This is a genomic window from Gemmatimonadota bacterium, assembly GCA_041390105.1.
In the GTDB taxonomy this organism is placed as follows: Bacteria; Gemmatimonadota; Gemmatimonadetes; order Longimicrobiales; family Gaopeijiaceae; genus JAGQIF01.
The window spans coordinates 170,548-182,214 of sequence record JAWKQO010000003.1 but is presented as its reverse complement, the minus strand read 5'-3'; the positions used below and the strand labels follow the sequence as shown (position 1 = coordinate 182,214).

8 protein-coding genes are annotated in these 11,667 nt (G+C 67.9%); 6 read left to right on the top strand and 2 right to left on the bottom strand.

Going from position 1 to position 11,667, the window contains the following annotated elements; genetic code table 11:
• Nucleotides 1-283: 283 nt before the first annotated feature.
• From R3E10_13905 to R3E10_13885, 5 genes are all read left to right on the top strand, one after another.
• Nucleotides 284-3,262, top strand: coding sequence for a SusC/RagA family TonB-linked outer membrane protein (locus R3E10_13905; protein MEZ4416839.1), 2,979 nt, complete (start codon nucleotides 284-286; stop codon nucleotides 3,260-3,262).
• 17 nt (nucleotides 3,263-3,279) lie between these two features.
• Nucleotides 3,280-4,521, top strand: a complete 1,242-nt coding sequence (locus R3E10_13900) for a hypothetical protein (GenBank protein ID MEZ4416838.1) — start codon at nucleotides 3,280-3,282, stop codon at nucleotides 4,519-4,521.
• 53 nt (nucleotides 4,522-4,574) lie between these two features.
• Nucleotides 4,575-5,765 carry a TonB-dependent receptor plug domain-containing protein gene (locus tag R3E10_13895; protein MEZ4416837.1) on the top strand — a complete coding sequence of 397 codons (1,191 nt, stop codon included), beginning with the start codon at nucleotides 4,575-4,577 and terminating at the stop codon, nucleotides 5,763-5,765.
• Between the two features lie 219 nt (nucleotides 5,766-5,984).
• Nucleotides 5,985-7,820, top strand: a complete 1,836-nt coding sequence (locus R3E10_13890; protein MEZ4416836.1) for a GAF domain-containing sensor histidine kinase — start codon at nucleotides 5,985-5,987, stop codon at nucleotides 7,818-7,820.
• Nucleotides 7,817-8,476 (top strand): response regulator transcription factor, encoded by a 660-nt coding sequence (locus tag R3E10_13885; GenBank protein MEZ4416835.1) that lies wholly within the window; start codon nucleotides 7,817-7,819, stop codon nucleotides 8,474-8,476. Before R3E10_13890 ends, R3E10_13885 begins: the two co-directional genes overlap by 4 nt.
• A 21-nt stretch (nucleotides 8,477-8,497) precedes the next feature.
• Here R3E10_13885 and R3E10_13880 read toward each other — a convergent pair whose 3' ends face one another.
• Nucleotides 8,498-9,079 (bottom strand): hypothetical protein, encoded by a 582-nt coding sequence (locus R3E10_13880; protein MEZ4416834.1) that lies wholly within the window; start codon nucleotides 9,077-9,079, stop codon nucleotides 8,498-8,500.
• A 332-nt stretch (nucleotides 9,080-9,411) separates the two neighbouring features.
• Between R3E10_13880 and R3E10_13875 the strand changes: the two genes are divergently transcribed.
• Nucleotides 9,412-10,980 carry a hypothetical protein gene (locus R3E10_13875; GenBank protein MEZ4416833.1) on the top strand — a complete coding sequence of 523 codons (1,569 nt, stop codon included), beginning with the start codon at nucleotides 9,412-9,414 and terminating at the stop codon, nucleotides 10,978-10,980.
• Between the two features lie 149 nt (nucleotides 10,981-11,129).
• Here R3E10_13875 and R3E10_13870 read toward each other — a convergent pair whose 3' ends face one another.
• Nucleotides 11,130-11,504: a nuclear transport factor 2 family protein gene (locus R3E10_13870; GenBank protein MEZ4416832.1), complete on the bottom strand. Its 375-nt coding sequence runs from the start codon at nucleotides 11,502-11,504 to the stop codon at nucleotides 11,130-11,132.
• Between the last annotated feature and the right edge of the window lie 163 nt (nucleotides 11,505-11,667).

Here is an 11,667-nt window from a genome sequence, read left to right as displayed (position 1 = left end):
CCTTGTTTCACGATTCGGGACCCCTTCGATCAGACCGAGTCGCATGTTCTGGACCGCGGTTGGAGGGGCGCGCCATCCGAGCCCTCTCGTGGGCGCGCAGGGTCACCGCGAAGTGAAGGTGGAAGGTGCAGCCCAACCCAGCTGCGCTGTCCTCATCCACCCGCACCGGATTCCTGGCCCGGCACTCGCCGGCCGGGGGGCGGTTCCCATGGCCCGACTCCCTGGGCAAAGGCCCGATCAACGCTCCCGTACTCGTACAACCAACTCACGTCGAGGAGTGCGCATGTCACACAACCGTGTTCGATCGGTGCTGGCCTGCCTGCTTCTGCTCATACCGGGCGGAATCGCAGCGCAGGACGGCACGGTCTTCGGAACGGTCAAGACCCGGACGGGCGAGCCAGTACGTGGCGCCCAGGTCTACGCCGAAGGCCGTAACGTAGGAACGCTCACCAACGACGCCGGCGTGTATCGGCTCGTGCTCGCGTCCGGCTCTGTCACGCTGGTCGCGCAGAGCATCGGGTACAGCACGGAGTCGATCCAGATCACGGTCACGGCGGGAGCCTCGGCCCGGCAGGACTTCGTCCTGACCGAGCAGGCCATCTCGCTCGAAGAAGTCGTGGTGACCGGAACGGCCGGGCGGCTGGAACGCCGTGCCCAGGCGGCCGTCGTCGAGAAGCTCGACGCGGCCCGCCTCACGGAGCTTGCCCCCGTCAACAACGTGCAGACGCTGCTGCAGGCGCGGGTGCCCGGTGTGCACCTGGATGCAGGGTCCGGCTCGGTCGGCACCGCGCCGCGCATCCGCATCCGCGGGCAGGCGTCGATCTCTCTGTCCAACGAGCCGCTGGTGTTCGTGGACGGTGTGCGCATGGACTCCCGGGCGGGCACCGGCTCCAACAACGCCCAGATGTTCAGCGTGCTGGGGCAGTCCGTGAGCCGTATGAACGACCTGGCCCCTGAGGACATCGAGTCCATCGAGGTAGTGAAAGGGCCGGCGGCTGCCACGCTCTACGGCGCCGACGCCTCCGCGGGTGTGATCAACATCATCACCAAGCGGGGTCGCGCCTCCGGTCAGTTCACGCAGACCATCTCCGCCGAATACTCCGATCTCAAGACGAGCTTCGACGCGCCCGCCAACTGGGCGGCCTGCTCGGCCACGCACGTGGCGGATCCCAACCGGTCGCTCTGCTTCGGTCAGTCGGCGGGGACCATCGTATCGGACAATCCTCTGGAGCGCCTCAACGTCTTCAACCCCGGCCAGGGCCGGGGGTTGAGCTACTCGCTGCGCGGCGGTGGCCAGGACTACGGTGTCTTCATTTCCGCCAGCGCGGACGACGAGGACGGGACGCTGCCCAACAACAGCTTCCAGCGGCTCAGCTTCCGCTCCAACTTCGACTTCGTCATCAACCCTGAGCTGCGCATCGAGGGCGGATTCGGCATCGGCAAGACCAAGACGCGTCTGCCGCACTCCGACAACTCGGTGTACGGGATGGTGGCCGCCGGCTTCCTCGGCAGCCCCACCACGGTGGGCACCGCGGCCAACGGGCTCTATTCCGGCGCAGGAGTGGGTGGAATCGACGGACGGGCCAAGATCGAGAACTTCGACGACGCTTTCCGCTTCCAGCCGCGACTGGCCGTGAACTGGGCACCCCGCACGAACTTCACGAATCGGTTCATCGTGGGCGCGGACCTCACGCGCACCTCCGCCTGGCAGTTCTATCCCAAGAACGACGGTGGCTGGTACGGCTCGGACGTGTTGAACTCCGGCCAGATCCAGGAAGGCCGCGAGACCAACAACCGCTTCACCATCGACTACCTGGGCAACCTGGCCCTGGACCTGTCCGAGACGCTCCGTACGGACATCTCCTGGGGTCTGCAGACCATCGCGGACAAGAACGACCAGGTCTTCGCTACCGGCCAGGGGTTGGTGGCCAACTCGGCCCGTTCTGTCGGTGCCGCTTCCACCGTGACCGGCAACCAGCTGGTGTCTGAGAATCGCTCCAACGGCGTGTTCGGGCAGGTGCAGACCAGCTGGAAGGACAAGTTCTTCATGCAGGTGGCCGGGCGCCTCGACCGCAACTCGTCGTTCGGCCTGGAGTCGCAGTACTTCTTCAGCCCCAAGGTCGGCTTCTCCTACGTGATCTCGGAGGAGGGCTTCTGGCAGGACGGACCGTTGGGGAACCTGGTCAGCACCATGCGGCTGCGCGGCGCCTTCGGCACCACGGGCCGGTCTCCGACGACCGGCGCGTTGGCGACCTACAACCTGTCGCCCTTCGTGCTGTACGGCGACGGCTCGGTGCAGCCGGGTGTGACGCCCAACGATCCGGGCAACACCACGCTCAAGCCTGAGCGCGGCACCGAGTACGAGCTGGGCTTCGAGGCCGGCCTGCTGGATGAGCGCCTCAGCCTCGAGGTGACCTACTTCGACAAGACCACCACCGACGCGATCCTGCGCCGGCCCATCGCGCCGTCGCTCGGGTTCAGCCAGAACCCGTTCGTCAATATCGGCGAGGTGAACAACAAGGGCTTCGAAGTGGGTGCCACCGCGCGCGTCATCACCCAGGAAAACCTGGGGTGGGAGCTGCGCGGCACGCTGTCCACCGTGAAGAACACGGTGGTGGATCTGGGAGACGTGGATCCGTTCGGCACGCTGCTCCGCACGCGCGAGGGCGCGCCCATCAACTCGTTCCACACGTCCGTCATTCGCAGCGTGGACGTGGCCGCCGGTCGCGCCATCGTCTCCGATACGCTGGAGTTCGTGGGCAACACGCTGCCGGGCTGGGAGAGCACCCTCTCCTCCACGCTCAACCTCTTCAGCAACTTCACGCTATACGCGCAGCTGGACCTGCGTGGTGACGTGTACAAGAACAACTTCACGGACGACTTCCGCGATCGGCAGTTCCGCAACTCGGAGCGCTGGATCAAGCGCAACGAGCTGCTGTCGGAGGAGGAGCGCATCCGCCGCTTCGGTCCGTTCGTGAACGAGAGCGGCAACACGGTGACGTTCGGCAACGTGAACGGCGAGTACATCGAGGACGCCAGCTACACGCGTCTGCGTGAGGTGTCCCTGACCTATCAGGCGCCCGAGTCGGTGGCGCGCGCCATGCGCGCTCGCAGCGCGTCCTTCACGGTGGCCGGTCGCAACCTGGCCACCTGGACGCCGTACAGCGGGCTCGATCCTGAGACCACGTTCAACGACGGACGCGAGTTCTTCACGGTTCCGGCCGAGCGGCGTTGGTCGGTCCGCGTCAATCTCGCCTACTGAGCCACGAGGAATATCCAATGAGCAAGAGACTTCATCGGATTGCCCCGACTGTGGCGCTGTTGGCCGCGTTCGGATGCACCGACAGCTTCTTCGAGGTGTCCGATCCGGACCTTCTGGAAGCCACCAACATCGACCCGGAAGCGGACGGCATGACGCTGGCGCGCTCTGCGTTCCAGAACCTGGCCGACGCGTTCGGGGACATCATCGTCTACTCGGCCTGGTGGTCGCACGAGGCCCGCGTGGGAGACACCTTCCCCACGCGCAACGAGTTCGGTCGGCGATTCATCGACGATACGAACGGCACACTGAACACCGAAGGGTGGTCGCCGATCACTCTGGCCGCCAGCACGGGCGAGCAGGTTGTGGGCACGCTACAAAGCACGCCGGGACTGGCATTGGCCATCGGCGCTTTCACGGAGGGTTACGCCCTGCTGTTGATGGCGGAGACGTTCTGTGAGGGCACGGTGGCTGCTTCTCCGGAGGAGCCGGGACCGCGCCTGTCCACGGCGCAGATGCTGGACAGGGCGGTGGAGCGCCTGAACCTGGCGCGCACCGAAGGCACGGCGGATGGCAGCAGCGAGGGCGTGCTGCTGGCAGGCGCAGCGCAGGTGGGCATCGCCCGCGCGCACCTGCAGGCCGGCCGCAAGGCCGAGGCCGCCACTGCCGCGTCCGCGGTGGACCCGAACTTCGTGTTCGAGTTCAAGTACGTGGACGACGCCGCCAATCGCGGACGGGTGGGCAACAACGTGTGGAACTTCACCACGGCCCGTCAGTCGCTGGTGGTGCCCCCCGAGTACCGGGACATCGCCGACTCGGGAGATCCCCGGATTTCCTATGACGACTCCGGTCGCTTGGCCCAGGACTCCGAGCTGCAGTTCTACCGGCAGCAGAAGTTCACGGGGTACGGCGTGAACATCCGCCTCGCCTCCGGTCTGGAAGCCCGCTACATCGTGGCCGAGGCCACGGGCAGCATGCAGGACCAGCTCGACCTCATCAACGAGCGTCGGGCGGTGGGCAACCAGGCGGCCTTCAGTTCGACGGACGCCACGGAGGTGTTCGCCGAGCTGATGATGCAGCGCGCCCGCGACTTCTGGCTCGAGGGCAAGAAGATGGGCGACTATCGCCGTAACGGGCACGCCGTGCCGTTCGTACTTCCGGACAACAGCACGTACTACAAGCCCGGCGTCGGTGATGTGGGGAACCAGCAGTGCTGGCCGGTTCCCGACGCCGAGAAGCGGACCAACCCGAACTTCGGCTAAGCGGTACCCTTCCGGCGCGGCCCCCGGCGACGGGGGCCGCGCCTTCGCTTTCTGTGCAAAACCGTCTCTTCTGTATCGTGGGCCTCGCGGCCCTGCTTTGGGCGGCGCCCCTCGACGCCCAGCATGCGGTTGCCCTCCAAGGGCGCCTGTTGGACGCCGAGACCGGCCGGGCCGTCGAAGGGGCCGAAGTGGTGGTGCCCGGCCTCGACCTGGCCACGTTCACCGACGCGCTCGGGAGGTTTCGCCTCGACGGCCTGCTGCCGGGGCCGATCCAACTGCGAGTGAGTCACCTCGCCTATGGGGTGCACACCGAGTCGGCCCAACTCCCTGAGGACTCGGTCTTCGCCGTCGAGTTGCGCCTGACTCCCCAGGCGCTGGTACTGGAGGCCATCGAGGTCACGGCCCAGCGCCGACCCCGCACCGAGAGCACCCGCTCCAACGTCATCGATCGGGAGCAGATCGAGTCCGTGGTGGGGCGGGCCCGGCACATCGGCGACCTGCTACGTAGCTTCGTCCCGGGTGCCGTGATCTCGGAGGCACGCGGCGGGTTCCTGTGCGTGGAGTTCCGGGCTGCCCGCGCCAGCCGCACCAGCGGCTGCAACTACCCGCTGATCGTGGTGGACGGCCTCCCCGTCTACGAAGCGCCGCGCTTCCTGCGCGATCTCACCCTGGAGGAGCTGGAGCGGGTGGAGTACGTCCCCGCCAGCGAGGGCTCGGCCCGTTACGGGATGGGTGCCACCCACGGCGTGCTGGTGATCGAGACGCGGCGCTCCGGAGTGGTGACGGACCCTGGTCGCATGGAGGCGTCGCGCTACCCCAACTACTCCTGGTCCGTCGAGCCGGGAGGGCACCCCACGGCGCGGGCCTGGGCCGGGGCGACCTTGGGCGCCCTGGGGGGGTTGGCGGCGGGCCTGGCGGCAATCGGCTGCTTGCCGGGACCGGACGTACCCGACGGGGGCTGCGTGGAGAGTGCGGGAGCCGGTACCGGCCTGGCGGCCCTGGCACTTCCCTGGCTCGGCTCCTCACTGGGGGCGCATTGGCTCGGCCGCACCGAGGTCTCGCGCGGTCGTTGGTTGCCGAGCCTGGCCATGACCGCCCTGCCCGCCGCGCTCAGCTACGCGGTCTACGTGGACGGGGAGCGCAGTGGGTTCCGCAGCGAGCGACTGCTGGGCGCGGCCCTTCTGGCGGTGGGCACGCCACTGGTTTCGACCCTGGCGGACCACCTCTACCGAGGTCGCCACTGAGCGACGCGAGGCCCTCCGGCCCGGGGTCGACCACCCGGTAGTAGCGTGCGGCGGGCCACCCGACCAAAGTCAGGGCCACGGACCCAACGACCTGCGGTGGTGTGAGGCGCCCACCTTTTCGAACCTGTTACGGGCGGCGATGGCCCCCGTTCCAGGGGCGTGGGGTGTGGTCGGGGGGGGCCATCGTCACCCACCCCTCATCGGACCGAAGGAGAGCCCATGGCAGTTGGCCGAGAGCCGGTTGGCGAGCGGGTACTGGCTCACGCTCCCCTCCACGCGCGCCGGCCCGCCCGCTCCACCGAGGAGCTGCTGCGCGAGCAGGAGACGTTGCGGGCGTTCGTGGAGTCGATCAGCAGCGAGCTCGATCTGGAGCCCCTGCTGGGCCGGATCCTGCGCCACGCCTGCGAGCTCATCGGCGCCGACGATGGCGCCATCGGGTTGGTCGAGCCCGAGACCGGGGTCGTCCAGACCCGCGCCATCTACCGGATGCCGGACGAAGAGCTGGATGCGCTGTACCCGCCCGGCGTCGGGCTCGCAGGCCAGGTCTTGGCCAGCGGGCGCCCGATCCTGCTCGACCGCTACGCGGACCTCGAAGCTCCTGGTCGACGCTACCACGGTGAGAACGCGGTGTTGGGGTTTCCGATCTCCGTGCGGGAGCGGATGATCGGGTTCATCGGCATCGGTCGCTGTCCGGCGCCGACCCCGGAAGACGGTCCTCGCCGCCGCCCCTTCGACGCGTCCGACGTCGAGACGCTGGGGATCTTCGCTCGACACGCGGGCATCGCGATCGACAACGCACGTCGGTATCAACGCGAGTTGGAACGGCGTGAGTCCATGGCCTTGCTCACTCGGGTCGGACAGATCATCACGACCGAGCTCGATCTCGACGAGATCCTGCAGAACGCTGCCGATGCCATCCACGAAGTCCTGGGCTATCCCAACGTGGCCATCCCCACGCTCGAGCCCGGAGAGCCACCGGTGTTGGCCATCGCCCACGTCGGCGGAAGCTACAAGAGCCTCCTCCCCCGCGTGTATCGGCAGCCGGTGACGCAGGGCATCATGGGTGCCGCTGCCACGGAGCGCCGTGCCATCCTGGTCAACGACGTGGAGTCGGATCCACGCTGGGTGCATACTCCGGGTTCACAGGGGATCCGGGCGGAGCTCGCGATCCCGATCGTGATCGGCGACGCCGTGGTGGGCGTGCTGAACGTGGAAGGCGGCGATCCCTTCACCGAGGAAGACGTCGAGAGCTTGAAGGTCGTGGCCGGACAGCTGGCCGTGGCCATCGTGAACGCTCGTCTGCACAAGCAGGCGCGGGACCTGGCGGTCCTGGCCGAGCGTCAGCGGCTGGCGCGCGACCTTCACGACTCGGTCACGCAGCTGCTGTTCGGTACCGTGATGATCGCCGAATCGCTGGCGAACGCGTGGAAGCGAGACAAGGACGAAGGAGAGCGCCGCACCGAGCGCATGCTGGAGCTGGCCCGAGCGGCCCTGGGCGAGATGCGTGCCTTGTTGGCGGAACTGAAGCCCGCCGACGCTACTCCCCCTCCCCCGTCCGACGGGGGTCCCCAGTTCGGTGCGGCTTTGTTGCGCGATGGGGGACTGGCGTCCGCGCTCGCGGAGGCCATTCCGAACTTCGGCGGACCCAACGTGACGTTGGCGTTCCACGCCGAGGGCTATGAGGCGCAGGAACACGGACTGGAGCGCGCCCTGTTTCGGGTTGCCCAGGAAGCCGTGAGCAATGCGCTACGCCATGCCCGGCCTTCGCGGGTGGAGGTGCGCCTTGGCAGGAGCGGAGACGACGTCTTCCTGTCCGTGCTCGACGATGGCACGGGCATGCCCGAGGGGTTGGCGGAACGATGTCGCGACCCCGAGCAGGGCGGCCACGGCCTGCGCAACATGCGGGAGCGCCTGGCCGAGTACGGCGGACTGCTGGTGATCACGGCGGGGCCGAGCGGTGGCACCTGCGTTCGGGCCCTGGCACCTGCCCGCCCCGCGGCGGACGGCGACGATGGGGCGGGTGGAATGGCCCAACAGGCCGGAGGAACGCCGTGATCCGTGCGATTCGAGTCTTGATCGTGGACGACCACGCCGTGGTCCGCGAAGGCCTGGAGCTCTTCCTCTCCGAGGAGGCCGAGGACATCCAGGTGGTGGCGCACGCCAAGGACGGGGCGGAAGCCCTCCGGCTCGTACATGAGTTGGACCCGGATGTGGTGCTCATGGACCTGGTCATGCCAGGGATGGACGGCCTGGAGGCGATGCGCCGGCTACGGGCCAATGGCGGGCGCGCCCGCGTGATCGTGCTGACGACCTTCATCGAAGAAGGCAAGGTCAGGGAGGCCCTGGGTCTGGGCGCCTTGGGCTATCTGCTCAAGGATGTGGGTCGGGACGATCTGGTCGCGGCCATCCGCGCGGCCCATCAGGGCCGCACCACATTGCACCCGGATGCACAGCAGATGTTGGTCCACCATCTCACCGCGCCCCCCAGAACCTCTCCCTTGGAGGAGTTGACCGAGCGGGAGCGCGACGTCCTACGCCTCATTGCCTCGGGGAAGAGCAACAAGGCCATCGCCAAGACGCTCTTCTTGAGTGTCGGGACCGTGAAGGGGTACGTAAGTGCGGTGTTGGCGAAGCTGGGCGTCAACGACCGGACGCAGGCGGCCCTGCTGGCCGTGCGCGAAGGGCTGGTGGACGTCGCCGCGGACGCCTGAGCATCCGCGGCGACAATCTCGTCAGCGCCGCTTGCGGGTCGACGTCCGGGAACGGGTCGACTTCTTGGTCGACTTCGATTTCCGTGCGGCCGACTTGCGCGCCTTGCCGCGTGTGGTCGCCTTCTTGGCACGCTTGACCTTGGCGCGCTTCGGCGCCGGCGCCGCTTTCGCGCGGGGCGTGCTCTCCGCGCCCCGCTTCTGGGGCACCCGCCCCTGATTGGGGTGGTCGAGGTGCTGCCAGGTTTCGCCACGCCGCAGCATGTGGATCGTGCTGGGGGACACGCCCAGCTTTTCTGCCCACTCGGCTCCCGACGTCTTCCAGCGGTCCTTCTTCTCGTCCCAGTCGTTCAGGACGCGAAGCGCCTGCGTCTTCGTCATCTCCGCGTGGGGAGACTTCTCACCTTGTAGCCATACGTTGTGACCCGCCCAGCGTCCCGGTTTCTGACGGGGACCAGGCAGGTTCGCGCCGCTGTTGCCGAGACAGTAGTGACGGACCTGGTCGGCTGAGTACTTCGCGTAGCGCCGAGAGATCTCGGCATACGACTTACCCTCTGCGGCCATGTCGCGCCAACGCACGACCAAAGCGCCCGGGGGTCGGGGCATCGCGCCACCTCACGGGGGAGAGTTCCAAGTTGTCGGGAATGCTGGAATGATACTCATGAATCAGGCGGCCACGAAAGGGTGGCCTGTTTCGCAGTGGATTTCGCTGTGCCTAAGTCACGCCCTGGACGTATCACGTGACCCGTTGTGGCGGTTGCCACCGTAACGATCTGAAACAACTGGGGCCCTACGGAGACGACGGAGCTCCCGGCGGGGGCGACCATCCGTCACGGACCGTGCGCTCGGGTCGTTCTCCGGATGGGCCCCCGCAGTGGCGCCGCAGCCGTGGCGGCCATGGGGCTCACGACTCCCCGTGGCATGGAGCCCGACGTCCCGTGAACTGGAACCCGATCTCCTCCCGAACCGGCCTCCTGGTGGTCCTGGTCTTCTCTGGCCTGGGGCCACGCCCCGCCCAGGGTCAGCTCGTCCCCATTCGCACCGTGCCCGTGGCCACCGGCGACCAGTTCCTCCTCGATCCCTCCGACACCCGCGGGATGGGCGGTGTGTGGATCGCCGTGGAAGACACGCTCGGCAGCGTCTTTCGCAATCCCGCTGCTACGGTGCGACTGGGCGACGGGTTGTTCTTCGCGTCGCCGGTACACTACGGGATCTCGGACGACCTGGGATTCGGCGATCGGGGGGCAGGCACGTCCCTCCCACTCGGGGTGCTTCTGCGCGGCGAACGCTGGTCGGGCGGGGCCACCCTCGCCTTGCAGGAGCTCTCACCCGGATCGTCATCGGACGCGTTTCCGGTGCCGTTCTTCGACGATTGCCTGAGTTGCCGGTTCGTGACCCAGGTTCCGATCGAGCCCACGCTGTCCGAGCGCTCGGCTCGCAACGTCTACGCACACGCACAGCTGGCCCGAGCCCTGGAGGGGAGAAGCGGGGCCTGGGGCGTGAGCGTGTCCTTGGCGGATCTGAACTGGATGGCTGGAGTGGAGCACCTGTACGCGGGCAGTCGACGCATCGACCCCAGCGGCACCGTCCTCGACCTTCGCGCCGGTCTGCTGCTCGAGACAGGGCAGGGAGGCACCCTGGAAGCCATCGTCGTGCACCACCGCGTGGACATGCGCCACGATGTGACCTACCTCGACTGGATCGTGCCTCCGGTACCACCCGATACGGTGCCGACACCGGTCGTGGTGGAGCCTCGGCTCCGCGTGGACGAGAACCGCGACAAGACCCGCACCTGGGGAACGCAAGTCCGGTATGCGCGGCCCCTGGCGGCCGAGGGATGGCGGCTGGGATGGACCCTCACAGCCAATCGCAACACCCATCCCAGCATCCCGAACTACGAGATCCAGAACATCCCGCGGGATCCGGGCCGCTCCTGGGCGTTCGATCTTGGCGCGGGGCTGTCGCGCCAGGCGGGATTGGTGACCTTCGGCGTGGAGGCGGTGCTGGAGCCGATCTGGGCGGAAACGTGGCAAGAGGCACTGACCGACACGGTCACCACCGCGGGGCAGGTCGTGCGCAAAGGCGACCGGACCATCGACAACGACTTCCAGTTCGCGAACGTTCTGCTCCGCTCCGGCGTGGGGCTCCGGTGGCGGCAGGCGGATCTCCAGCTCGGACTCGAGGCGCGCTCCATCGCCTACGATCTGCAGCAAGTCGATCGACTATCGGCCGGCATCCGGGACCAGAGCGAGAGCTGGATGGAGTGGGCACCGACCTGGAGCGCGTCCTGGCGGTTCGGGGGCGCCAGCGTGCGCTACTTCGGGAGCGCCACCACCGGAACGGGAAGGCCGGGCGTGGCGCAGTCGTGGGAGCTGGCGGGTGTGCCTCGCGCGGAGCTCGACGCCTCGGGGGCCATCGGCATCCTGACCGCGCCGTCCGGGCCGCTCACGCTTCAGGCGGCGACCGTCTGGACCCACCAGGTCGGCGTGGTGGTGCCCATTCGCTGACCCGCTCCCGCTGGGTGTGAAGCTTCGGGGCGGGAGGCGGGTGTTGGCCGCCCTCCGTCGAGATCGCCCGCAGGTGCGGGTGGGGGGATCGGCCACCCCACCCGCGGGGGCAGTGCCCCCCTGTGGCGTTGCGCCGGGTCCGCGTGCCGCTACGCCCCGGGCATGTGGTAGAAGAACTCCTCGTGGACCACCTTGCCGTCCCGAACGGTGTACCACCCTACCTCGGTCATGTGTTGTCTGCTACCCGAGGCCTTCTGGGTGGCATCCATCCAGAAGTAGAGGGCGAACCCATCCTCCCCGACGTAGGGGCCTTCGGTCCTGACCTCGTGGACGTCGAAGGACGCTCCGAACCCCTCCGTCTTCTTTCGAACCGCGTTGAAGCCCCTCACTACAGCGGGCAAGTGAGGGAGGTCGACCGGCTCCACGCTCTCGACGTCCTCGGCGTAGTAGCGGTCCACCGCCTCCAGGAACTGCCCGCGCTCACACAGGCTCTTCAGCCCATTCGCCACTTCTGCCACCGTCATCCACCCCACCTCCATTCCAGGGCCGCGATCCAACGAGGGGAGCCAATGTAGTTTCGGTGTTTGTTCGGGTCAAGGCCGGGGCTGAGCTGGCGCCGGAGAAGGGGCGCCGGCACTGTGGCCGGTGTCTCCCCCCTGTCTCGACCGGCGGGAGGCGGGGACGTGC

What these genes read in the sequence shown, in the direction of transcription:
- R3E10_13880 (MEZ4416834.1), bottom strand. Translation starts at nt 9,079, where the DNA reads ATGCCCCGACCCCCGGGCGCTTTGGTCGTGCGTTGGCGCGACATGGCC.
- R3E10_13900 (MEZ4416838.1), top strand. Translation starts at nt 3,280, where the DNA reads ATGAGCAAGAGACTTCATCGGATTGCCCCGACTGTGGCGCTGTTGGCC.
- R3E10_13905 (MEZ4416839.1), top strand. Translation starts at nt 284, where the DNA reads ATGTCACACAACCGTGTTCGATCGGTGCTGGCCTGCCTGCTTCTGCTC.
- R3E10_13870 (MEZ4416832.1), bottom strand. Translation starts at nt 11,504, where the DNA reads ATGACGGTGGCAGAAGTGGCGAATGGGCTGAAGAGCCTGTGTGAGCGC.
- R3E10_13890 (MEZ4416836.1), top strand. Translation starts at nt 5,985, where the DNA reads ATGGCAGTTGGCCGAGAGCCGGTTGGCGAGCGGGTACTGGCTCACGCT.